At 71.8% G+C, this 23600-nt stretch carries 18 protein-coding genes, 1 pseudogene and 1 riboswitch; of the genes and pseudogenes, 12 read left to right on the top strand and 7 right to left on the bottom strand.

All coding sequences use genetic code 11. From position 1 onward, the window contains the following. A pseudogene (locus tag Afe05nite_RS34410) lies at nt 1–230 on the bottom strand (hypothetical protein); the annotation flags it as partial. A 359-nt stretch (nt 231–589) separates the two neighbouring features. On the opposite strand from Afe05nite_RS34410, the gene Afe05nite_RS34415 reads away from it, so the two are divergent. From Afe05nite_RS34415 to Afe05nite_RS34455, 9 genes are all read left to right on the top strand, one after another. After that, nucleotides 590–1357, top strand: coding sequence for a glycerophosphodiester phosphodiesterase family protein (locus Afe05nite_RS34415; protein WP_203821473.1), 768 nt, complete (start codon nt 590–592; stop codon nt 1355–1357). A 172-nt stretch (nt 1358–1529) separates the two neighbouring features. Further along, nucleotides 1530–2264, top strand: a complete 735-nt coding sequence (locus Afe05nite_RS34420; RefSeq protein WP_203821474.1) for an L-type lectin-domain containing protein — start codon at nt 1530–1532, stop codon at nt 2262–2264. Nucleotides 2265–2354: 90 nt separating this feature from the next. Then, complete coding sequence (locus Afe05nite_RS34425) at nt 2355–3176, top strand: glycosyltransferase family 2 protein (protein WP_203821475.1); 822 nt, start codon at nt 2355–2357, stop codon at nt 3174–3176. After that, entirely contained in the window at nt 3173–4294 is a 1122-nt protein-coding gene (locus tag Afe05nite_RS34430; protein ID WP_239118410.1) for a glycosyltransferase family 4 protein, read from the top strand. Before Afe05nite_RS34425 ends, Afe05nite_RS34430 begins: the two co-directional genes overlap by 4 nt. Beyond that, entirely contained in the window at nt 4291–6150 is a 1860-nt protein-coding gene (locus Afe05nite_RS34435) for a hypothetical protein (protein ID WP_203821477.1), read from the top strand. Before Afe05nite_RS34430 ends, Afe05nite_RS34435 begins: the two co-directional genes overlap by 4 nt. Further along, a complete protein-coding gene (locus Afe05nite_RS34440) occupies nt 6147–6917 on the top strand; it encodes a hypothetical protein (RefSeq protein ID WP_203821478.1) in 771 nt (256 codons plus the stop codon). Before Afe05nite_RS34435 ends, Afe05nite_RS34440 begins: the two co-directional genes overlap by 4 nt. Further along, complete coding sequence (locus Afe05nite_RS34445; RefSeq protein WP_239118411.1) at nt 6911–8407, top strand: lipopolysaccharide biosynthesis protein; 1497 nt, start codon at nt 6911–6913, stop codon at nt 8405–8407. Before Afe05nite_RS34440 ends, Afe05nite_RS34445 begins: the two co-directional genes overlap by 7 nt. Continuing rightward, nucleotides 8404–9636 carry a glycosyltransferase family 4 protein gene (locus Afe05nite_RS34450; protein ID WP_203821479.1) on the top strand — a complete coding sequence of 411 codons (1233 nt, stop codon included), beginning with the start codon at nt 8404–8406 and terminating at the stop codon, nt 9634–9636. The genes Afe05nite_RS34445 and Afe05nite_RS34450 overlap by 4 nt, the downstream gene beginning before the upstream one ends. 64 nt (nt 9637–9700) lie before the next feature. Then, the gene (locus Afe05nite_RS34455) at nt 9701–10900 is read left to right on the top strand and encodes a glycosyltransferase (protein ID WP_239118412.1); all 1200 of its coding nucleotides are present in this window, start codon (nt 9701–9703) and stop codon (nt 10898–10900) included. On the opposite strand, the gene Afe05nite_RS34460 is transcribed toward Afe05nite_RS34455, so the two are convergent. The 4 genes from Afe05nite_RS34460 to Afe05nite_RS44700 all read right to left on the bottom strand — a co-directional run bounded on the left by Afe05nite_RS34460 (nt 10834) and on the right by Afe05nite_RS44700 (nt 16555). Further along, nucleotides 10834–12330: a glycoside hydrolase 5 family protein gene (locus Afe05nite_RS34460; protein ID WP_203821480.1), complete on the bottom strand. Its 1497-nt coding sequence runs from the start codon at nt 12328–12330 to the stop codon at nt 10834–10836. The two genes, Afe05nite_RS34455 and Afe05nite_RS34460, sit on opposite strands and share 67 nt — an antisense overlap. Before the next feature lie 395 nt (nt 12331–12725). Next, nucleotides 12726–14225: a precorrin-2 C(20)-methyltransferase gene (locus Afe05nite_RS34465; RefSeq protein WP_203821481.1), complete on the bottom strand. Its 1500-nt coding sequence runs from the start codon at nt 14223–14225 to the stop codon at nt 12726–12728. A 5-nt stretch (nt 14226–14230) separates the two neighbouring features. Then, nucleotides 14231–14848, bottom strand: coding sequence for a precorrin-8X methylmutase (locus tag Afe05nite_RS34470; RefSeq protein WP_438869411.1), 618 nt, complete (start codon nt 14846–14848; stop codon nt 14231–14233). A gap of 9 nt (nt 14849–14857) precedes the next feature. After that, nucleotides 14858–16555 (bottom strand): ferredoxin-like domain-containing protein, encoded by a 1698-nt coding sequence (locus Afe05nite_RS44700; RefSeq protein ID WP_275407532.1) that lies wholly within the window; start codon nt 16553–16555, stop codon nt 14858–14860. A 129-nt stretch (nt 16556–16684) separates the two neighbouring features. Next, nucleotides 16685–16757, top strand: a riboswitch (cobalamin riboswitch). A 53-nt stretch (nt 16758–16810) separates the two neighbouring features. Here Afe05nite_RS44700 and cobN point away from each other — a divergent pair. Beyond that, nucleotides 16811–20428, top strand: a complete 3618-nt coding sequence (gene cobN / locus Afe05nite_RS34485) for a cobaltochelatase subunit CobN (protein ID WP_438869379.1) — start codon at nt 16811–16813, stop codon at nt 20426–20428. A 20-nt stretch (nt 20429–20448) separates the two neighbouring features. On the opposite strand, the gene cobF is transcribed toward cobN, so the two are convergent. After that, nucleotides 20449–21204 (bottom strand): precorrin-6A synthase (deacetylating), encoded by a 756-nt coding sequence (gene cobF / locus Afe05nite_RS34490; protein ID WP_203821484.1) that lies wholly within the window; start codon nt 21202–21204, stop codon nt 20449–20451. Then, a complete protein-coding gene (locus Afe05nite_RS34495) occupies nt 21167–22012 on the bottom strand; it encodes a helix-turn-helix transcriptional regulator (protein ID WP_203821485.1) in 846 nt (281 codons plus the stop codon). Before Afe05nite_RS34495 ends, cobF begins: the two co-directional genes overlap by 38 nt. A 113-nt stretch (nt 22013–22125) precedes the next feature. Between Afe05nite_RS34495 and Afe05nite_RS34500 the strand changes: the two genes are divergently transcribed. Next, a complete protein-coding gene (locus Afe05nite_RS34500; RefSeq protein ID WP_203821486.1) occupies nt 22126–22827 on the top strand; it encodes an SDR family NAD(P)-dependent oxidoreductase in 702 nt (233 codons plus the stop codon). A gap of 21 nt (nt 22828–22848) precedes the next feature. Further along, nucleotides 22849–23562: a tetratricopeptide repeat protein gene (locus tag Afe05nite_RS34505; RefSeq protein ID WP_203821487.1), complete on the top strand. Its 714-nt coding sequence runs from the start codon at nt 22849–22851 to the stop codon at nt 23560–23562. Nucleotides 23563–23600 lie beyond the last annotated feature (38 nt).

A 23600-nucleotide genomic window follows, 5' to 3' on the forward strand; every position in this document is an offset into this window, starting at 1 on the left:
AAGCCGTCGTGCGGGGTGAGCTTGGAGTCGACGCAGGTGTCGGTGAGGATCACCTGGCCGTTGACCACCTTGCCGGCGCCGCTACCCGCGGGCTTGCTGGTCTCGGCGGCACTGGAGATGGTGGTGACACCGACGACCAGGCCCAGTGCGGCGACCACCGCCCCGACCGCGAGGAGCCGCCGGTTGCCCCCTGCGGGGGCGGTCGCACGGCGGTAAGCCGACCTACGCATGCGCGTACCTCTTCTTCGAAGAATCTGACCGGTCCCCTGACAGCCGGCTCCCAGACGGTAAAAGGAAGCGCGCGTAATAGCAATTGAAGAAGCGAATTTGATGAATTCTTGGCCCATTCTTAAAGAAAAGATATGGGGGTGGCTCGAACTCCGAGCATCCTCCGAACGGGGGATGTCCGGAGTTCAACAAGATCACGATAAATTTCGCTGACCTGCGTGGATCGATATCGCTCACCGTAGCGCCTCGCGTACGCGGCCTCGCCGCCGCCGCTGGGAAGAAATGTAAACCATTCACGACCCGGCGAAGCTGAGAAGTAGCTATGAGTTGAAATCGGCCAGCTATTCAATACGATTGGCAGGTGCCTGCTCACGCCTATCTCGAGGCCCCGGTTCCGTTGGCGTTCGCCCATCGGGGCGGTGCGGCGGCGGGCGACGAGAACACCGCGGAGGCGTTCGGGCGGGCCGTGCGGCTCGGCTATCGCTACGTCGAGACCGACGTGCATGCCACCGCCGACGGTGTGCCGGTCATCTTCCATGACGACACGCTGGTCCGGCTGACCGGCCGCAGTGGCCGGGTCGAGGACCTTGGTTGGGCCGATCTGGCCACCGTGCGGGTCGGTGGGGCGGCCGTGATCCCGCGCCTCGACGAGACCCTGGCGTCCTGGCCGGCCATCCGGTTCAACATCGACGTGAAAGCCGACTCGGGGGCCGCACCCGCTGTCGAGACGATCCGGCGGGCCTCGGCCGAGCACCGGGTGCTGCTCGCCTCGTTCAGCGACGCCCGCCTCGCCGTGCTCCGAGACCTGGCCGGTCCGTCCGTCGCCACCTCGATGGGCCTGGGCTCGGTGCTGCGGCTGCGGCTGGCCTCGCTGGTCGGGCGCAAGGTGCGCCCGCACCCGTCGGTGGTCGCGGCTCAGGTCCCGGCGCGGCATGCCGGGTTGACCGTGGTCGACCGGGCTTTTCTCAGTTGCTGCCACCGGTCGGGCCTGCAGGTGCACGTGTGGACGGTGGACGATCGGGCGGAGATCGCCCGGCTGCTCGAGTTGGGCGTCGACGGCATCATGACCGACGATCTCGAGGCACTGCGGGACACGTACGTCGCTCGTGGAGCCTGGCATACCTGGTAGACACACGGTCTTTGTCCCAGGAAGTCCAATTTGAGGTAATTTACCGAGACTCGCTTACGAGGGTCTGCGCACTGTCCTACCTTGGGGCACGTTCAAGTGGGACAAATCATCCGAATTGGAGCGCAGAACCGTGTTCTCTTCACGTTCTTCGCGAGTTGCTCGCGGCGGCCTCGTGGCCGCTCTGACCTTTTCCATAGCGGTCGTCGTAGCGCCTGCCACCGCGTTCGCCGACGACGAGCCGCTGATCGACTACAAGACGTTCTCGGGCTCGTCGACGACGCTCGACCGGAACGGCACCGCCGACATCGTCGTCTCGACCGGGCACCTCCGGCAGCGCATCCTGCGGATGACCGCCGGCGGCTTCCGGCAGACCGGGTCGGCCTGGGATCGCCAGAAGATCGACCTGACCGACTCGTTCGAGTCGTCCTTCAAGGTTTACCTGCATCACGGACGGCCGGGCGCGGACGGCATCGCGTTCCTGGTCCAGACCGAGGGCCCGCGGGCGCTCGGCGGATGGGGCGGCGGCCTCGGCTACCGCGGCATCAAGCGGAGCGTCGCGATCGAGTTCGACACGTTCCAGAACACCCCGGACCCGAGCAGCAACCACCTCGCGGTGGTGCTCGGTGGCAACCCCGACTCGCACCACAGCGTCGGTGAGCCGTCGATCCCGTTGTTCGGGCGGCCGTTCATGGCACGGGTCCACTACGACGCGGACACCAACCGGTTGCGTGTCTACGTGAAGTCGCTGCGCGCGGGCTCCAAGGAGCAGCTGGCGCTCGAGGACACCGTGGACCTGGCCGCCGAGGCCGGTGCGATGAGCGCCTGGGTCGGCTTCACCGCCGCCACCGGCAGCGCGCTGTCGAAGCAGGACATCTATTCGTGGTCGGTCTCGGCCTCCGGGGCCTGACCGAACGACGGCGCCGTCGGTGCCGCGGATCTTCGCGGTACCGGCCGTGCCTGCCCGTACGCCTCCGCACTCGAGCCTTGGAGAACTGTCATGTCCACGGTCCCCTACGTTGAGCCATCGGCTGGAACGGGAACCGAGCTGCCTCCGCCCGCGCTGGTGGACGCGAGTGAGCCACTGGTCAGCGTGATCATCCCCGCCCTCAACGAGGCGCGGAACCTGCCCCATGTGATGGCCGCTCTTCCCGAGGTCGACGAGGTCATCCTCGTCGACGGCGGCTCCGTCGACGACACGGTCGAGGTCGCCCGCCGGCTGATGCCCGGCATCCGCGTCGTCACTCAGAACCGCCGCGGCAAGGGCAACGCCCTGGCCTGCGGCTTCGCGGCGGCCACCGGGGACATCCTGGTGATGATCGACGCGGACGGGTCGACCGACCCACGGGAGATCCCGAGCTTCATCGCCGCGCTGCGAGCCGGGGCCGACTTCGCCAAGGGCTCGCGGTTCCACGGTGCCGGCGGCAGCGCCGACATCACCCGCCTGCGCAGCGCCGGCAACAAGTGCCTGAGCCTGCTGGTCAACACCATGTTCCGGACCCGCTACAGCGATCTGTGCTACGGCTACAACGCGTTCTGGGCCCGGCACCTCGACGTCTTCGACCTGGACAGCACCTCCCCGGCGCCCAAGGGCGGGGACGGCCGGCTGTGGGGCGACGGCTTCGAGATCGAGACCCTGCTCAACCTGCGGGCCGCCCGGGGCCGGCTGCGTATCGTCGAGGTGCCCAGCTTCGAGCAGGCCCGGATCCACGGGGAGAGCAACCTCAACGCGTTGACCGACGGCATCCGGGTGCTGCGGACCATCGCCCGGGAGTGGCCGCGGCGCCGTACGGCGATCAACGCCGTGGAGCGCGCCCGGTGAGGATCGGCGTCGTCACCGGCGCCTACCACCCCGACGTCGGCGGGGTGGAGACGCACGCCCGCCGCCTCTGCGCCGCGCTCGTCGCGGCCGGCGACGAGGTCGAAGTGCTCACCCAGCACGCGGTGGGCGCCGACGAGACGATCGACGGGGTGCTGGTCCGGCGCTTCCCACTCACCGTGGCCGCGCGGAACTACCGGTTCTCCGCCGCCCTGTGGAGCTACCTGCGCGGGCACGCCGGCCGTTACGACCTGCTGCACGCGCACAGCTACCACGCTCTCGCGGCCCTGCCGGCCGCGCTGACCAACGACACTCCGCTGGTCTTCACCCCGCACTACCACGGGACCGGGCACAGCCGGGTGCGCCGGGCCCTGCACCCGATCTACCGCCCGGTGGGTCGCCGGATCATCGCCCGGTCGAGCCGGCTCATCGCCGTCACCAACGCCGAGCGGGAGCTGCTGGTACGGCATTTCCCTGAGGCCGCCGACCGGATCGTGGTCATCCCGAACGGCACCGACCCGGTCCGCTTCGACATCGAGGTCGCCGACGAGCCCGGCCGCAGCATCCTCTGCGTCGGGCGACTCGAACGCTACAAACGGGTCGACCGGGTGATCCGGGCGATGACGCGGCTCAGCGACGAGCACCGGCTCGACGTGGTCGGCGCCGGACCGGCCCGCGACGAGCTCGAGCAGCTGGCCCGGCGGCTCGGGCTCGGCGACGACCGGGTGCGCTTCCACGGGCGGCTGGCCGAGGACACGTTCGCGACCCGGATGACGGTGGCCGCCGCGGCGGTCTCGGCCTCGGCTCACGAGGCGTTCGGGATGGCGGTCGCCGACGCGTTGGCGGCCGGCCTGCCGACCGTGGCCTCGTTCATCCCGGCCCACCGGGAGCTCGCCGTGATGGCCGGGTCCGGCGTGCCGCTGTGGCTGGTCAACCCGGACGACGAGGTCGCGCTCGCGGACGCGCTGCGGGTCGCGTCCGCCACCGAGCGCATCGACCTCGGCCGCCACCCCCTGCCCACCTGGAGCGACGTGGTGCTGGAGACCCGCGAGGTCTACGCCGGCGTGGTGCCCCGGGCGCGACTGATCGAGCAGAGCGGGGCGGGAGCAACCGAACGATGACCTTGATCGCGCCCACCCCCGTCCGGTCCGAGACCACCGAACCCCGCGTCGAGCCGAAGCGGGACCGCAGCTCACTCTGGTGCGCCTTGTCGCTGACCGTCGCGGGGGTGGCCGGCGCGGTGGCGCTGGTCGCGGCGGATCGGGCCGCCGAGTGGGGGCGGGGCCGCCCGTTCGAGCTGTTCTGGCTCGGGATGCTGGTCTTCACCCTGCCGGCGGCGTACTGGGCGGGCCGCCGAGCCACGGCATCCCGGCTGCGGCTCGCGGTGCTCATCGCGTACGCAAGCTTCTCCTATCTGCCGAAACTGCTGCGCAACCCGACCGGCCCGCTGTACCACGACGAATTCGCGCATTGGCGGCAGAGCCGCCAGATCCTCTTCGACGGGCGCCTGTTCGAGACGAACCCGATCGTGCGGGTGATCGGCGACTTCCCCGGGCTGCACTCGCTTGTCGCCTCGGTGTCGTCGCTCACCGGCTTCTCGGTCTGGCACGCCGCGCTCGCCGTGCTGATCGCCTCGCACGTGCTGCTGGTGCTCGGGGTGGCGGTGCTCGCCCAGGAGATCTGGCGGGACGGGCGGATCGCCGCGATCGCCGCCCTGATCTACGGCTTGAACAGCTCGTTCCTCTTCTTCGACACGCAGTTCGGTTACGAGTCGCTGGCCATCACCCTCTGGGTGTGGGCGCTGGTCGGCGTGTTCCGGGCGGTGCGCTCGCCCCGGATGGCCGGTCTTGCCCTGCTGCTGACCCTCGCCACCGTCGTCACCCACCACCTGACCGCGCTCGGTCTGCTCGCCACCATGCTGATCATCGCGGTCGTGCTCACCGTCAGTCGTCATCCGCGGGCGTGGGTCGCGTGGGGGCTCGCCCTCGGGGCGGCGGCCATGACCACCGGCTGGCTCCTCTGGGTGGCCCCGAAGACGGCCAGTTACCTCGACCCCTACCTCGGTAGGGCGCTCAACCAGTTCGCCGCGATGTTCGCCGACAACGGCGAGAGCGGCCGCACCCTGTTCAAGCAGTCGATCGCGCCGTGGTGGGAGCAGAAGACCGCGTTCGCGGCCCAGATCTGCGCGCTCGTCCTCGTTGCCGCGGCCGCGGTGAACTTCTGGAAACAGGGCTTCTTCAAGCGGGGGGAGCGCGAGCCCGCCGCGCTCGCCATGCTGGTTCTCGGCGCCTGCTACTTCCCGGCCGCGGTGCTCATCCTGACCCCGTCCGGGGCCGAGGGGGCGCGCCGCTCCTGGGCGTTCAGCTATCTCGGCATCGCGCTGGTGGTGGCGCCGCTCGCGGTCCGGCTGCTGGACCGCTGGGCCGCCAAGGCCGCGGTCGCCCTGCTCACCGTGTTCGCGATCGTGCTGGTGGGCAACACCGCCGCCGGGATGAACCCGTCCTACCGGTTTCCCGGCCCGCCGGTCTACGGCTCGGACACCCGCGCCATGACCCCCGAGGTGGTCGCCGCCTCGCAGTGGCTGCGCGCCACCCAGGGACGCGACCTGCGCATCGTCGCCGACCGCTACTCCGGGCTGATCTTCGGCTCGTTCGGCGGGCAGGAACCGGTCACCGGCTCGGTCACCTTCCCCACCTACGACGTCTACCTCGCGCAGCCCGGGAAACCGGTGTCGCCGCAGCTCATCGCGCAACTCAGCGGATGGCGGTTCAGCTATCTCGTGGTCGACCGGCGGATGGCCCGGGAGGTTCCGGAGATCCAGATCTACTTCGAGAACAACGAACCGATCGCGCACAACGGCAAGCCCGGCTTCACGATCGGCCAGCTCGCCAAGTTCGACCGGATGCCGTGGACCATCAAGATCTACGACAGCGGGGACATCGCGATCTACCGCTTCGACTTCTCGGTGCTCAAATGACAACGATCCGCATCATCGCCGCAGACCTCGCGGCCCTCGGCCTGCTCGCCCTCGGCGCCGGCCATCCCGGAATGCGCTGGTGGCTGTCGCCCCTGCTGTTGTTCGTCCTGCTCGCCACCGGCGAACTGTGGCTGCGCGTGCTGATCCCCGAGGCGGTCGCCCCGGTCGCCCGGATCGGCATCGACGCGGTCTGCGGCCTGGTCAGTCTGCCGCTCGTCACCCTCGTCCTGCACCTGCTGGCGGTGCCGGTGCGGGCCGGGCCGACCGTGGCCGGCCTCGCTCTGCTGGCGGCGGTGCTGGGTGGCGGCGCGCTCCGGCGGGAACGCTCCGGCCGGGCGCCGGACGACCCGCGCCTCGCCCGGACGCTCGCGGCGATCGCGATCCCCGCGGTGGTCACGCTGATCGTCGGCGGTTCGGCGGCGATCGCGTACGTCCGGCTGCCGCACCCCCCGCAGCCCGGCTTCACCAGCCTGGCCCTCGGTGGCTGGGCGGCCGGCATCGGCCACCCGGTGACGTTCCCCCGGCGCGGTCTCGAGGTGCCGGTCGAGGTGCGCAGCTCCGGCCGGCCCGGCGCGGTCGCGCGGCTGCGGGTCAGCGTGGGCGACCGCCCGGCCGGCGCGCCCCGGGAGGTGCCGGTCGAGGCGAACACCACCCGCTCGTTCACCGTGCACGTGCCGTCACCGCTGACCGGTTGCCTGACCCGCATCGAGATCAGCGTGGGCGGGGCGAGCACCGTCTTCTACGGGCGGGGGCCGGCCGCGTGCTGAAGGACTCGCTGGCGCGTAACAGCGTTCTGATCATGCTGAGCACGGTCGGTACGAGCGGGCTCGGTTATCTCTACTGGATGGTGGCCGCCCGGGAGTTGCCCCGGCCGGCGATCGGCACCGCCACCGCCCTGATCTCGGCGGCCACGGTGGTGAGCATGATCGCCAACCTGGGGCTGGGGCACATGTTCATCCAGCGCCTGCCGTCCACCGCGTCCGGCGCGGTCGGCGGGTCGGCGGCGTGGTCGCGGATCGTCAGTGCGGGGCTGTTGATCGGGTGTGCGGCGACCGCCTTCGCGTCGGCCGCTGCCGTGCTCGTGCTGCCGCGCCTGGCCGGCAATTTCGGTTTTCTGGACGGCCTGTCGGGTGCGGCGGCCCTGATCGTCACGGCGGTCGCGCTGACCGCCTCGATGCTGCTCGATTACGTCTTCGTCGCCCACCGGGCCAGCCAGGGCATGCTCTGGCGCAACCTGGCCCTGGCCGCCGGCAAGCTGACCGCGCTGGCCGGGCTGACCGCGGCGGGCTGGGCGTCGGCGTCGGCGGTGGTGCTCGCGTGGACCGTGCCGTCGCTGCTCGTCTCGATCTACACGCTGCGCTGGAGCCTGCGCCGGCTGCGTCCCGGCTGGCGGCTCGGCGGCGGCGGTCTCGGCGCCGAACTCCGGCACGTGCGCGGCTCGATGACCGGCCACCACCTGGTCAACCTGGCCCAGGCCGGGCCGGCCGCGGTGCTCCCGGTGCTGGTCACCGCCCGGCTGGGGGCGGCCGAGAACGCCCATTTCTATGTGGCCTGGATGACCGCGTCGGTGCTGTTCATGGTCTCGCCCGCGGTGGCGGCGGCGCTCTACGCCGAACGCACCAACGCCAACGCCCGTTCGGCCTCGCTGCCGCGGGCGTCGCTGGTGGTCCTGGTCGTGATCGGCGGCCCGGCGGTGGTCCTGTTCCTGGCCGGGGGCTGGATCCTGAGCCTGTTCAGTCCGGCCTACGCGGTCGCCGGCGGTCTGCTGCTGAAGATCCTGGTGCTGGCCGCGATCCCGGACGCGATCACCAACCTGGCGGTGGCGCACTGGCGCTCGACCGGCCGGCTGCGCCGCTGCGTACGCCTCAACCTGGTGATGGCGGTCAGCTGCCTGACCCTGACCTGGTGGTGGCTCCCGTCGTGGGGCATCGAGGCGGCCGGCCTGGCCTGGCTGTCCGGTCAGTCGCTGGGCGCCCTGCTGGTGGCCGTCCTGGCCGGCGGGGACCGGTACGCCGGCCGGATCCGGGCCTGGCCCCGGTCGACGGCACTGGCCGTGCACGACTTCTTCGTCGATCCGGTCCGCCGGGCCGGGTCGTTGCGTGGCCGCATCGCACCCCGGCCCCGGCAACCCCGCGGCGGCGCGCGCCCGCTCCTCCAGCCGGCCGTCCGCGGGCGGCCGGACCTGCGGCTGCCCGCCGGCTCGCGCCGCCCCTCGCCGCACTCCCGCCCCCGTTCGCGATCTTGGAGAGTCCCGTGAGGATCCTGCATCTGGCCAACCTCTACGCGCCCGTCATCGGCGGGCTCGAACGCAGCATCGCCACCAGCAGCGAGGAACTGGTGCGGCGCGGCCACGAGGTCACCGTGCTCACCCTGGCCACCGCCAAGGCGGCCGGCCCCGAGACCCGCAACGGCGTACGCGTCCTGCGCGTCCGCAGCATCGCCAACACCGTGCTGCCCGGCCTCAACCAGGACCCGGGCAAGCCGTTCCACCCGACCGCGCCCGATCCGCTGACCCTCGCCGACATCCGGCGGGAGCTGCGAACCGGGCGGTACGACGTGGTGCACAGCCACGACTGGCTGATGTACAGCTATCTGCCGCTGCGCTTCGGCCCGGACGGCCTGCCGCACGTGCACACCGCCCACGACTTCGGGCTGGCCTGCGTGAAGAAGACGTTCGCCCGGGACGGTGGGGGCTGCACGACCGGGCCGAGGTTGTCGCGCTGCCTGCCGTGCGCGTCGAGCCAGTACGGCCGGCCCCGAGCCGCCGTGCTGACCGCCGCCCTGCGCGCCCACCGGCATCGGGGGATCGACGCCCTGACCGCCATCTCGCCCTCCGTGGCGCGGGCGTTGGAACAGGCGAAACTACCCGAGGGCCTACCGGTACGGGTGGTGAGCAGCCTCGTTCCGGACGGGCTCGACGAGCTGGCCCGGGCCACGGAGCGGCCGGACTGGCTGCCGGACCGGCCGTACCTGTTGTTCGTCGGCGCTCTCGGACCGCACAAGGGCGTGGACGTGTTGTTCACCGCGTACCGGAAGCTGGTGGCGCAATGGCGCGGCAGTGCGCCCGCCCCCGCGCTGGTCTGCGTCGGGACCCCGCGCTCGGACACCCCGCCGATCCCGCCGGGGGTGCTGGTGCGTCATGACGTGCCGCACGCGCAGGTGATGGCGGCCTGGCACGGCGCGGCGGCCGGCGTCGTGCCGTCCCTGAACGAGGCGATGGGGCAGGTGGCGGTGGAGGCGCTGCTCGCGCGTACGCCGGTGATCGCCTCCCGGGTGGGCGGCCTCGCCGACATGATCCGCGACGGCGAGAGCGGCCTGCACATCCCGCCCGGCGACGCGGACGCCCTGCATGCGGCCCTGTCCCGGGTGCTGACCGACCCGGCCCTGGCCGACCGGCTCCGAGCCGCCGGTTACCGGCGCGGCCTCGACTTCACGGCCGCCCGAGTGGTCCCGCAGATCGAGGAGGTCTACCGTGCCGTCGCCTGAGACCCGCGTCCCCGCCGTCCGCCCACCGGTTCCCGGTCCGATTCATCCGGAAAGCCTGTTCGAAGTGCCTCGGCCGCGCGTGCTCGTGGTGGGCTCCGGCTGGCGGTTTCTCTCCGGGATCAGCTATTACACCTGCCGGCTCGCCAACGCGCTCGACTCCCGCTTCGACGTCGGTGCCCTGCTCATGCGGCAACTGCTGCCGTCCCGGCTCTATCCGGGCCGGGAGCGGGTCGGCAAGCAGCTCTGCGATCTGCGCTATGCCGACCGGATCCCGGTCTTTGACGGCATCGACTGGTGGGGGCTGCCCAGTCTCGCGCGAGCAGTCCAATTTATGCGTAAATTTCGTCCTGAAGTGCTCGTGCTGCAGTGGTGGACAGGCACCGTGCTGCACTCGTACCTCACTCTCGTCCTCGCCGCCCGCCTCACCGGCGTGAAGGTGATCGTCGAGTTCCACGAGGTGCAGGACACCGGCGAGGCGCAGCATCGCCTGGCCGCCGCCTACGTGCGCAAATTCATCCAGCCGCTGCTGCGGCGCACCGACGGCGTGGTGGTCCACTCGCGCTTCGATCAAGAGAGCCTGCGGCAGACGTACGGCCTGCGTGACGTCCCGTCGGTGGTCGCCAAACACGGCCCGTTCGACCACCACGAGGCCACCGTCCCCGGCCCACGCGCTCCCGGCGGCCCGCGCCGGATCCTGTTCTTCGGGACCATCCGCCCGTACAAGGGGCTGGAGGACCTGATCGAAGCCTTCGCGACCCTGCCCGGCGACTACCGCCTGACCGTGGTGGGCGAGACCTGGGAGGGCTGGACGTTGCCGGCCGACCTGATCGCCACCTCGCCGGCCGCCGCCCGCATCGAATTCGTCAACCGCTACGTGGCCGACGCCGAGGTGGACGCCTACTTCGCGGACGCCGACCTGGTCGTGCTCCCGTACCGGCGGAGCTCGGCGAGCGGCCCGCTGCACATCGCGATGAGCCACGGCCTGCCGGTGGTGGTGACCGCGGTGGGCGGCCTGGTGGAAGCGGCCGAGGACTACTCCGGCGCGGTGTTCGTGCCAGCCGGCGACCCGGCCGCGCTGGCCACCGCGATCCACGACGCCGACCGGCTCGTCGGCCGCCGGCACCCGGACCCGTCCTCGTGGGAGAAGACGGTGGCGGCGTACGCCGAACTGCTCTCGCGGATCGGGGTGACGCCGCCTCAGCCCGCCGTCACCAGCATGTCGTCGAACCAGACCGTGCCCTTGTTCTCGCCCGACTTGAGGTGAATCTGCATGCTGGCCGAACCGGCCGGGGCGACCGCGTCGACGGTCAGCCTGGTCCAGTTGGTGGTGCCGACCGGCAGCGTCGCCGAGGAGGCGCCACCCAGCCACTTGTCCTGGAGGTCGAACCAGCTCAGCGAGATCTGGGTGGTGCCGGTGGCGGCGTTGCCCCGGGCCCACACCTCGGCGTGCCACTTCTGGTACGAGTAGACCGGCGCGATCGGGGCGACCCGGAACGACGGCGAACCGGCGGTGGACTTGCCGGTATTGGCGAGCGTGACCGACCAGTTGCCGGTGCGGGCCTGCGTCTGCGTCTTGACCGCCTGGCCCAGCTCGGGCAGGTAGGCGCGCCACGGCGTGAGTCCGACCGGATTCTCGAAACCCCAGTCCATCAGCGTGGCCGGCATGGCGGAGCCGGTCCAGGCCGACCGCACCACGGCGGCGGCGGCCTTGGCGGTGCCGTTGGTGCGGTAGAGGCCGTAGTTGTACTGGGCCGGGATCTTGCCGACGCCGGAGTCGGGGATCGAGCCGGTGGCGAAGTCGGTCAGCGTCCACGGCGCCACCGACTGCACGCCGGCGGTCGAGGCGGCCTTGAACACCCGCGCCAGGAACGCGGCCTGCTCACCCTCGGTGTTCTGCAGGGTGTTGAGGCCGGTCTCACCGATCACCATGGGCGTGGGTGCCACGGTGGCGAGCGCCTGCCGGATCGTCTGGAGCGCCCGCTCCGAGTTCCCGTAGTAGTGGTAGTCGTAGTAGTCGATCGGGTTGGCGGTGAGGGCCGCCTTGATCTTTCCCATACCGGCCGCGCCGGCCTCGCCGTTCACCGAGAAGGTCAACGGCATCGCCGGGTACGCGGTACGCACCAGCGGGACGATCTTCTTGGCCCAGACGAGCGCACCGGGGTCATCGACGTCGAACTCGTTCTGCAACTCGACCGAGATCACGCGGGGGTCGTCCCGGTACGGCTTGAGGATGTTGTTCGCCCAGTTGAAGCTGTTGGCGACCTCGCTGTACTGACCCCACCAGTCGAAGAGGGTGAACTTGACGTTCATCCCGTGCTTCTCGGCGATGTCGACGAAAGTGGCCAGCTTGGCGGTGAACTCCGGCTTGAGGGCCGGGAAGCCGAACGTCGCCGGGAAGATGATCGCCCGCGCGGTGGTGGCGCCGAGGACGTCGGCCTTGGCCATGTCGGCGTCGACGGTGGCGGCGTTGAAGTTCGTCCACATCTTCGACCAGCCGGCGTTGGCCGGGTAGTAGTTGATGGTCTTGGCGGCCTTCACCGCGGCCAGCCGGGAGGCCAGGGTGGGCAGCGCGGGCGCCGTCGCGACGGGCGCCGTCGCGACGGGCGTCGCGGCCTGGGCCGGGGTGCTGACGAAGGGAAGACCAAGCAGGACCGTCGAGGCGATGACGGCGGCGCGGCGGCGAGAGAAAGGCACTGCGGTCCCTTCCGTGGGACGAGGTATCAGTTCGTAGCGGCCCTCCCTTCGGCAGAGTTGCTTTCGAGGCGTCAGGTTCCACTGATTGCATTGATGGAGTTCTCGGGTGGCAGCCGAGTTGTCGGCACCCGAAACATCGGATCGTTTCGTTCCTAAAAGCCCTCTGAGCTGAGCAGATGCCGATCAGCGGGGCAATTCGCGGCGCGGCGGAACGGTTGTCGTCCGGTAGCCCGGCAGCACCGGCCGGGCCCGGTTCGCGGGCACCGAAAAGCCCCCCGGCCGGGCAAACCTCGGCCGGGGTTGCCATTGAGGGTTATTCAGGGCCGGCCTCAAGGAGCACCGTGCCGCACGTCAGCGGCTCGGTCCGCACCACCCTGAACAACCCCCCATCGGGGTCAGGCCGGCGGGTAATGCCTCGGGGTATAGACGCGAGTCGTTCCGTCGGCACCGGTGACCGCCCTGGTCCGGCTCGATCCGATCAGCAGCAGGCATCGCATGTCCACCGTGGCCGGGTCGAGGCCGGCCAGCGTGGTGACCCGGACCGACTCGGTCGGGCCGCCCACATCCCGGCCGATCACCACGACCGTCTCCGGCGAACGGTGCGCGAGCAGCACCTCACGGGCCCGCACCAACTGCTCGGTCCGCGACTTCGACGCCGGGTTGTAGATTGCCATCACCAGGTCGGCGCCCGCCGCCGCGACCAGCCGCGACTCGATCGCCGACCACGGCTTGAGCCGGTCGCTCAGGGACAGCACACAGAAGTCGTGCCCGAGTGGCGCACCCACCCGCGCCGCGACCGCCTGCGCGGCGGTCAGCCCCGGCACGATCCGCACCGGCACGTCCTTCCACTGCGGGTCCTCGGCCACCTCCAGCACGGCGGCGGCCATCGCGAACACCCCCGGGTCGCCCGCCGAGATCACCGCGACCCGGCGCCCGCCCTTGGCGAGGTCGAGCGCGAACGCGGCCCGCTCCGCCTCGACCCGGTTGTCCGAGGAGTGTTTGCGCTGCCCGGCGCGGGCGGTGAGCCGATCGAGGTAGGGCCCGTAACCGACCAGGTCGTCGGCGGCGGCGATGGCCTGGCGTGCCTCCGGGGTGAGCCACCGCGGATCACCCGGCCCGAGACCGATCACCGTCACCTCGCCCGGCTCGTCGGGCTCGGCCTCGACGTTGAACGCGGCCGCGGCCGGGCTCGGCAGAAGGGCCAGCGAGAAGTACGGAACGCCGGCCGGGTCGACCTCGGCCAACGGAACGGTACGTTCGCCGGCCGTGGAGGCCCGCTCGACATACCAGGCGTCGTCGAGCCGCCCGGCCCGCTCCAGGGCGTCCCGCACGTTCGGGAACGTCCGCCCCAGCTTCATGATCGCGGCCGACTCGGTCGACGCCAGATGCGCGGCCAGCGCACCCGCGGGCAGCGTCCCCGGCAGGATCGTCAGCACCTCGTCGCGCTCCATGAGCGGCCGCCCGAGCGCGGCCGACGCGGCGCTCACCGAGGTCACCCCGGGCACGACCAGGGCCTCGTAACGATCCGCGAGCCGCTTGTGCATGTGCATGTAGGAGCCGTAGAAGAACGGATCACCTTCGGCGAGTACGACGACGTCGCGGCCCGCGTCCAGGTGGGCCGCGAGCCGCCCGGCCGCCTCCGCGTAGAAGTCGTCGATCGCCCCCTGATAGCCACCCGGATGATCGGTGGTCTCGGTGGTGACCGGGTAGATCAACGCCTCCTCGATCTGCGACTCCCGCAGGTGCGCGGCGGCGATGGCGCGCGCGTTGCTGCGCCCGTGCCGGGCCGCGTGATAGGCGACCACGTCGGCGGCCTCGATCAGCCGCACCGCCTTCACGGTCATCAGCTCGGGGTCACCCGGCCCGACCCCGACCCCGTAAAGCTTCCCGGCCATCGCCGTCACTCCGTTTCCGACGCGAGCGCGTTGACCGCCGCCGCGGTGATCGCACTGCCCCCGCGCCGGCCCCGGACGATCAGGTGCTCGAGGTCGGAGGCCGCGAGAGCGTCCTTGGACTCGGCCGCCCCGATGAACCCGACCGGCACACCCAGCACGGCCGCGGGCCGAGGCGCCCCCGCCGCGATCATCTCGAGCAGCCGGAACAGCGCCGTCGGAGCGTTCCCGATCGCCACGACACTGCCGCCGAGCCGATCACCCCACAGCTCGAGCGCCGCCGCACTGCGAGTGGTCCCCGACTTCGCCGCCAGCTCCGGAACCCGCGGATCCCGCAGCGTGCAGACGACGTCGTTGCCGGCCGGCAACCGCTTACGCGTGATCCCCGAGGCGACCATCTCGGCGTCGCAGAAGACGGGTGCCCCGCCGAGCAGAGCCTTGCGGGCCACACTCGCCACCGACGGACTGAACCCGACGTCACCGGTCAGGTCGACCATCCCGCACGCATGGATCATCCGAACCACGACCGGGCTCAGATCCTCGGGAAACCCCGACAGATCCGCCTCGGCCCGAATGGTCGCGAACGACCGCCGATAGATCTCGGCCCCGTCCCGCTCGTACTCGATTTCCATTGCTCAGCTCCTGCGCGCGGTGGCGACGGCCTCGGCCAGATCCGCCGCCTCGGGGTGGACGACCACGCCGTCGGGTCTGGTGACGGCGTAACTGCTGGGGGTGGCTTCAACGCTGCTGGGGGTGGCTTCAACGCTGGTGGGGGTGGCTTCGACGCGAACGTGCGGCCCGGCCGGCGATCCGCAGCCCCGCTCGCAGCCGAGCCAGTGCACCGGAAAGCCGTCGACGAAGCGAGTGGTGGCGAGGGCGTCGGCCCGGATGTCAGCCCGCGACTTGGCGCACCCCGGAAGCCCGGCGCACGCCGTCACCCCGGCCCACCGCGAGTCCGGCTCGGCGACCAGCCCGACCTCGTGCAGACGCCGCTGCCACTCCGCCGCCCGCTCCGGTGCCAGGTCGACCACGACCACCCCCCGCCCGGGGGTGACGACAAGCTCCTCGGCCTCCGCCAACACCCGCAGCTGGACGCCGGTGAGCCGCCCCAACGGCACGATCGCCCCCACCGCGACCCGCCCATCCGCCTGCGTCACCAGCCCCACCGGCGAGCCCTGCATGTCCAGCGAGCCCTGCATGTCCAGCGAGCCCTGCATGTCCAGCGAGCGCGGCGTGTCAAGCGAGCCCGGCTTTTCCAGCGAGCCCAGCTTTTCCGGCGCGCCTGACGAGCCGGACTTGTCGGATATGCCTGGCGCGGGGTCGCTCGAGTTCAGCGCGGACCCGGACGGCGGCGGGGTGCGCAGCCCCAGCCCGATTGCGGCGGCCGTCCGCTCCGCGATGAGCCGCCCACCGCCGGGCAACTCCGAAATTCGCCACGCAACCGGCGCCCGCTCCGGTGCCTGCGCCGAGCCCGGCCCCGATCCCGGCTCCGATCCCGGCTCCGATCCCGGCCCCGGCTCCGATCCCGGCCTTGGCTGCTGGTCCGCCTCGGCGCCCGTGCTGCGCCGGCTTTCGCTGGCGACGGCGGCGACGACGTTGCTGCTGATCGCGCGGTGGGCCGCGCCCAGGGCGACATTTCCGGAATGCCGGAGAGTGGCGTTCTCACCCCCGGCCGGAGCGGTGACGCTCGGGGCCGATTCGGCACGCTGGGTGGGGACGCCGTCAGCAATGCCGGTGGCGGGGGCTGTGGTGGCGGGGGCTGTGGTGGGGCGGGCGGTCAGGAAAGCGTGGGCGGCGGTCAGCAGGGCGGGCACGACCTGGTCGAGGCGGACTTCCAGGCCCTCGTCCTGGCCGGCGAACAGGATGGCGTAGCCGTCGGCGGTGCGGACCGCGGACACGTCGGGGATCAACGGGACTCTGCCGATCGCGAACAGGAAGCGGCCCGGCAGCGCGGCCAGGCCGGGGTCGGCGCACAGGGCGGCGTCCAGCCGGGCGATCAGGGTGCGGGTCTCGGCGTCGGCCAGGGGCGGGGCGGCGATGTTGCGGACCGTCTCGTGGGACAGGGCGGGCAGCAGGCCGGCGGCGGCCAGGCGGGTGGCGAGTTCGGTGGGGGTGGTCCGGGTCAGGCCGCGCAGTTGGACGTTGGCCCGCGAGGTGAGCTCCACGCCGCCGTCACCGAGGCGGTCGGCCAGGTCGGCCAGGGTGGCCAGCTGGCGGCCGGTCAGGCGGCCGCCGGGGAGACGGACGCGAGCCAGCGGGCCGTCGGCGGCGGGGTGCAACCGGAGGGCGCCGGGGCAGGCGTCGGTCTCGGACTGGCGGATCGGGTGGGGCACCTGCCGGATACTACGTAGGGCCCCCGACATGAACGCATCCTCGGGTCGGGATCGTCACACCGGATACACCGGCTTGACGGCGGCTGGCGCAGCCCTGGAGTCTGAAGCCTCACGAGCGGCGACGCCGCGGAGGAAGCCGGTGCGAAGTCCGGCGCGGTCCCGCCACTGTCACCAGGCCGGCAGGTCTGGGAGCCAGGAACTCCGAGTCGCCGTGAATTCCGTCTACCCGGGGCGCGGACCCCGAGGGGAGTGCGCGTGTTTCTGCTGCTGTCGACTTCCGACACCGACCTGCTGAGTGCCCGGGCGAGCGGCGCCGACTGGCGTCTGGCCAACCCGGCCCGCACCGGGGTGCGCGATCTGCCGGGGCTGCTCGACGGGGTCGACCTCGTCGTGGTGCGCATCCTCGGTGGGCGGCGGGCCTGGGAGGAAGGGCTCGACGCGCTGCTCGCCGGGCCGGTGCCGGTGGTGGTGCTGGGCGGGGAGCAGGCGCCGGACGCCGATCTGATGAAGCTCTCCACCGTGCCGGCGGGCGTGGCCGCCGAGGCGCACACCTACCTCGCGCAGGGCGGCCGGGACAACCTGGCCGCGGTTTTCAACTTCCTGTCCGACACGGTGCTGCTGACCGGCTTCGGGTTCGCCGCGCCGGTGGCCGCGCCGGACTGGGGGCTGCTGACGCGGGCCGCGGCGACCGTCGACGGGCCGACTGTCGCGGTGCTTTACTACCGCGCTCACCACATGGCCGGGAATACCGCGTTCGTCAACTCGCTCTGCGAGCAGATCGAGGCGAAGGGGGCACGGCCACTGCCGATCTTCACGGCTTCCTTGCGTACGGCGTCCGAAGAGCTCCTCGCCGAGCTGCGCAAGGCTGACGCCCTGGTGGTGACCGTGCTCGCCGCCGGCGGCACGAAGCCGGCCACCGTCGGAGCCGGTGGTGACGACGAGGCGTGGGACGTCGGGGTTCTCGCCGGACTGGACGTGCCGATCCTGCAGGCGCTGTGCCTGACCAGCAGCCGAGCCTCGTGGGAGGCCAGCGCCGACGGGCTGTCGCCGCTGGACGCCGCGACGCAGGTGGCGATCCCCGAGTTCGACGGGCGGATCATCACGGTGCCGTTCTCGTTCAAGGAGATCGACCCCGACGGGTTGTCGGTCTACGTGGCCGACGAGGAGCGGGCGGCCCGGGTCGCCGGCATCGCGGTCGCGCACGCCCGGTTGCGGCACATCCCGCCGGCCGAGCGCAAGATCGTGCTGATGCTGTCGGCCTACCCGACCAAGCACTCCCGGATCGGCAACGCGGTCGGCCTCGACACCCCGGCTTCGACGGTGGCGCTGCTCGCCGCCCTGACGGCGGCCGGTTACCGCACCGGGTCGTTCACCGACTACGACGGCGACGGGCTGATCCACGCCCTGATCGCGGCGGGCGGGCAGGACCCGGACTGGCTCACCGAGGACCAGCTGTCGGCCAACAAGGTCCGGATCAGCGGCGCCGCCTACGCCTCGTTCTTCGCGACGCTTCCTGAGGACCTGCGCGCCGGCATGATCAAGCACTGGGGGCCGCCGCCGGGCGAGCTCTATGTGGACGACGGCGCCATCGTGCTGGCCGCGATGCGCGACGAGAACATCGTGGTGATGGTGCAGCCGCCGCGCGGGTTCGGTGCCAACCCGGTGGCCATCTACCACGACCCCGACCTGCCGCCGAGCCACCACTATCTGGCGGCCTACCGCTGGGTGGCCGACGAGTTCGGGGCGCACGCGGTCGTGCACGTCGGCAAGCACGGCAACCTGGAGTGGCTGCCGGGCAAGAACGTCGGCATGTCCGCCTCGGACGGCACCGACGCGGCCCTCGGCGATCTGCCGCTGATCTATCCGTTCCTGGTCAACGACCCGGGCGAGGGCACGCAGGCCAAGCGCCGCGCGCACGCCACGCTGGTCGACCACTTGATCCCGCCGATGGCGCGGGCCGAGTCGTACGGCGACATCGCCCGGCTCGAGCAGTTGCTCGACGAGCACGCCAACATCGCCACGCTCGACCCGGCGAAGCTGCCGGCGATCCGGGCCCAGATCTGGACCCTCATCCAGGCCGCCAAGATGGACCACGACCTGGGCCTGGAGAACCGTCCGGGCGACGACGACTTCGACGAGTTCATCCTGCACGTCGACGGGTGGCTGTGCGAGGTCAAGGACGTCCAGATCCGCGACGGCCTGCACGTCCTCGGCGCGGCCCCGGCCGGCGAGGCACGCGTCAACCTGGTGCTGGCGATGCTGCGTGCCCGGCAGATGTGGGCCGGCAAGGTGGCCGCTCTGCCGGGTCTGCGCGAGGCGCTCGGGCTGCCCGAGGAGGCGTCCACCGCCGAGACCGACGCGGTCGAGGAGAAGGCGCGGGCTCTGGTCGCCGCGATGGAGGAGGCCGGTTGGCCGTCCGATCCCGCGAGAATTGCCGAAATTTCGGAGTTGTCCGGGATGGCGGCGACGCCGAGCGGCGCGGAGGGCCCGGCCGGCGGCCTCGATGGCGGCGCGGGCGGCGGCGAGCGTCTGGCGGACGTGCGGCGGGTGCTGGCGTTCGCCGCGACCGAGATCGTGCCTCGGCTGGCGAAGACCACCGACGAGCTCACGCACGTGCTGCACGCGCTCGACGGCGGTTACGTCCCGGCCGGCCCCAGTGGGTCGCCCCTGCGCGGGCTGATCAACGTGCTGCCGACCGGGCGCAACTTCTACTCGGTCGACCCCAAGGCCATCCCGAGCGCCCTCGCCTGGGAGACCGGCCAGGCCATGGCCGAGTCGCTGCTCTCGCGCTACCGGGCCGACTACGGCGACTGGCCGCGTTCGGTCGGGCTGTCGGCGTGGGGCACCAGCGCCATGCGTACGGCCGGTGACGACATCGCCGAGATCCTCGCCCTGATCGGGGTGCGCCCGGTCTGGGACGCCGCGTCGCGCCGGGTCACCGGCCTCGAGCCGATCTCGCGGGACGAGCTCAACCGGCCGCGCATCGACGTCACGGTTCGCATCTCCGGCTTCTTCCGGGACGCGTTCCCGCACGTGGTGGCCATGCTCGACGACGCGTTCCGGATGGTCGCCGAGCTCGACGAGCCGGACAACTACGTGCGCGACCACGCTCAGCGCGACAACGACCGGCACGGCGACTGGCGGCGGGCCACCATGCGCATCTTCGGCTCCCGCCCGGGCGCCTACGGCGCCGGCATCCTGCCGCTCATCGACAGCCGGAACTGGCGGGACGACAAGGACCTGGCCGAGGTGTACGCGGTGTGGGGCGGCTTCGCGTACGGGCGTGGCCTGGACGGGGTGCCCGCGCGGCCGGACATGGAGAACGCCTACCGGCGGATCGACGTGGCCGCCAAGAACATCGACACGCGCGAGCACGACATCGCCGATTCGGACGACTACTTCCAGTACCACGGCGGCATGATCGCCACGGTGCGCGCACTCACCGGGAAAGCCCCCGCCGCGTACGTCGGTGACTCCACCAACCCGGACAACCCCCGCACCCGCAGCCTGACCGAGGAGACCGCCCGGATCTTCCGGGCCCGGGTGGTGAACCCGCGCTGGATCGCCGCCATGCGCCGGCACGGCTACAAGGGTGCGTTCGAACTGGCCGCCACCGTCGACTACCTGTTCGGCTTCGACGCGACCGCGGGCGTGGTCACCGACTGGATGTACGAGCAGCTGGCCGCGAGCTATGTGCTCGACCCCGACAACCAGAAGTTCATGCAGGAGTCCAACCCGTGGGCCCTGCACGGCATCACCGAGCGCCTGCTGGAGGCGGCCGACCGCAAGTTGTGGGCGGCCCCCGACCCGGACACGCTGACCGCCCTGCGGGAAGTCTTCCTGGCCACCGAGGGCGACCTGGAGGACAGCTGAGGCAGCGTGCGCCCCGGGGCCTAGCGCTCGGGGCGGCGCAGCAGGTAGGTGTCCATGATCCAGCCGTGCCGGGCGCGGGCCTCGGCGCGGGTGGCCAGGATGTCGTCGGCGACCTCCGACACGCGACCGGAGCGCAGGATCTCGTCCTCGGTGCCGAGGTAGGCGCCCCAGTAGATGTCGGCGTCGGGGTGGGCGGTGAACGCCTGCTGGGCGTCGAGCATGACCACCACGTCGTCCACGCCGTCCGGGAAGCCCTCGTCGGCGAGGCGGCGGCCGGTGGTCACCTGGAACGGGCGGCCGACCCGGTTGAGCGGCACCCGGTGCTTGGCGGCCAGTGCCGAGACGCTGCTGACGCCGGGGATCACCGCGTACTCGAAGAGGGTCTGGCCGCGGGCCAGGATCTCGTCGAGGATCGCGATCGTCGAGTCGTAGAGGGACGGGTCGCCCCACACCAGGAACGAGCCGGTCTCGCCGTCGAGGAGATGCTCGCTGATCAAGGCCTCGGTGACTTCGGAACGACGGTGCCGCCAGTCGGCGATGGTGCCCTGGTAATCGGCGGGCGTGCGGTCGCGGGCCGGGTCGACGCCCTCGGCGATGCGGCGGGACGGCCGCCCGTACGCCTTCATCAGGCGCCGCCGCAGCTCGATCATGCTCTCCTTGGCCTCGCCCTTGTCGAGCACGAAGAAGACGTCGGTCCGCCCGATCGCCTTGGCCGCCTGCAGGGTCAGGTGGTCGGGGTTACCCGCACCGATCCCGATCACGTAGATCTTCCGCACGATTCAGCAGGGTAGCCCGTCGCAGGGTGCGCTCGGACAGGCTCCCGGGGTCGGCGGTGATGAAGACGACCTGCTGATCGTCGTCGGGCACGGTGAGTACGTCGCAGTTGACCTCCAGGTCGCCGAGCTCGGCGTGCGAGATGGTCTTGCGGCGGTGGCCGGGGGAACGCACCGGATCGGTGTCCCACAGCGCCACGAACTCGGGGCTGCCCGCGCGTAGTTCGGCCAGCAGCCCGCCGAGCCCGGGATCGCGCGGGTAGCGGTCGGCGGCGGCGCGCAGCCGGGCCACCGCGAGCACGCCGAACTCCTCGGTCGCCGAGCTCTCGGCGGGTGGCTCGCCGGAACCGAGAAAGCGCCGCCGGGCCAGGTTGGGCCGCGCCGAAGTCCGGGCGGCAGCGACGGGATAGCCGAGCAGGAGGCCGGCCAGCGGGTTCCAGGCGAGCACGTCGTAGTTGGCGGCGGTGACCACGGCGGCGGTGCCGGGTATCCGGTCGAGCAGCGCGGCGACGTGCGGGCGGACCCGGGTGGACGGGCCGGCCGGGGCCGTCGGGGTGGCGCCGGCCAGGTGGAACAGGTGCCGGCGCTCGGCGGGGTCGAGGCCGAGCGCGTGGCTGATGCCGTCGAGGATCCGCGGGGACGGGTGCGGCCCGCGCGCCTGCTCCAGCCGTACGTAATAGTCGACCGACATGTGCGCGAGCGCGGCCACCTCCTCGCGCCGAAGTCCGGGCGTGCGTCGTGGTCCGGCGTCCGCCGGACGCAGCCGTTCGCGCCGGTTCCGCAGGAACCGAGCCAGCTCCGCTCTCGCCACCGCCGGCCTCCCTGGTCTCGCTTGTGCCCTGGTCCCGCTCGTGCCCTGGTCCCGCTCGTGCCTGGTATCGGTTGTCCCTGGCAGCGATTCCGCCGCCGGGCGATCGTCGAGGCATGACCAACACTTCCACGGCGCTCGTCACCGGCGCCAACAAGGGAATCGGCAGGGAAATCGCGCGGCTTCTGGCGGAGGCGGGGCTGCTGGTGTACGCGACCGCCCGGGACGCCGATCGAGGCCGCCCCGCCGCCGCCGGGATCGCCGGCGAGGTCCGGTTCCTGCAGCTTGACGTGACCGACCCGGACAGCGTCGAGGCCGCCGCGGCGCGGGTCGGTGAGCTGGACATCCTCGTCAACAACGCGGGGGTGATGGTGGGTGGCGAGGATCCGGTGGCGGCGACGGTCGACGACTTCCGGCGTACCTATGCGACCAACGTCTTCGGCGTCCTCGCGGTCACCAACGCGTTCCTGCCGGCGCTGCGCCGCTCGGCCCACCCGCGGATCGTCAACATCTCGTCCGGCACCGGCTCGCTCACCCAGAGCGCGGCCGGCGTGTTCCCGGGCGGCTCCGGCGCCGCCTACCGCTCGTCGAAGACCGCCCTGAACGCGCTCACCCTGTTCTACGCCCAGGCCCTGCCGTCCTTCCGGATCAACGCGCTGGCTCCGGGCCTGCGCCGCACCGACCTGAACGAGCGGGCGAAGTCCGCGGACGGCGATCCGGCCGAGGCGGCGGCGGGCGCGGTGCGGCTGGCGCTGCTCGCCGACGACGGTCCCACCGGTGGTTTCTTCTCCTGGGACGGGACCACCATGCCGTGGTGACTTTCAGTATCGTCAATGCCCATGGGGAGCGAGCCGACCGCCGGGGCACTACTCGCCGCGGGCAACGAGGCGATGCTGGAGGCGGCGTTCCGCACCGGTGACTATTTCCCGGCGCGGCAACTGCTGACGGCCGCTCGCGAGCGGGCCCAGCACAGCCGGGACCGGGTCACCGAGGCGGCGGCGCTCACCGGCCTCGGCATGCTGGCGCACTTCGCCGCGATCGGCGAGGACCTGAGCCGGGCCGACTGGGCCGCCGAGGAGCGACTGTTCCAGCAGGCCCTGGCGATCCAGCGGGAGGCCGACGACCCGGCCGGCGCGGCCGAGTCGCTGTTCGGGCTGGGCCTGGTGCACCAGGTGTTGCGGGGCGACTGGGCCACCGCGATGCCGTTCTACGCCGAGGCCCTCGAGCTGGCCGAGCGCTACGCCGACGAGATGGTGCGCTCGGAGGTGCACCGGCACGTCGGCTTCTTCCACGTCTACGTGGCCGGCGACCCCGAGCGGGGCCTGCGGCATCTGCGCCTGTCCCAGGTCCTGCGGGAGCGCTACGGCGATCCGCGCCGGATCGCCACCGGCACCCTCGCGCTGGGCGAGGCCGAACTGGCCGGCGGCAACCGGGCCGAGGCGATGCGGCTGCTGCACGAGGCGGTCCACCAGGCGCGTGCGGCCGGCCTGAGCGAGCAGCGCATCGGCTGGGCCGAGCGCGCGCGGCACGACGCCGAGGTCCGCGCGTCCTGAGCGGCTGTCCAGCGTCGGTCGGATTGCCGACGGATCGA

It is taken from the genome of Paractinoplanes ferrugineus, from assembly GCF_016862195.1.
Lineage (GTDB): Bacteria > Actinomycetota > Actinomycetes > Mycobacteriales > Micromonosporaceae > Actinoplanes > Actinoplanes ferrugineus.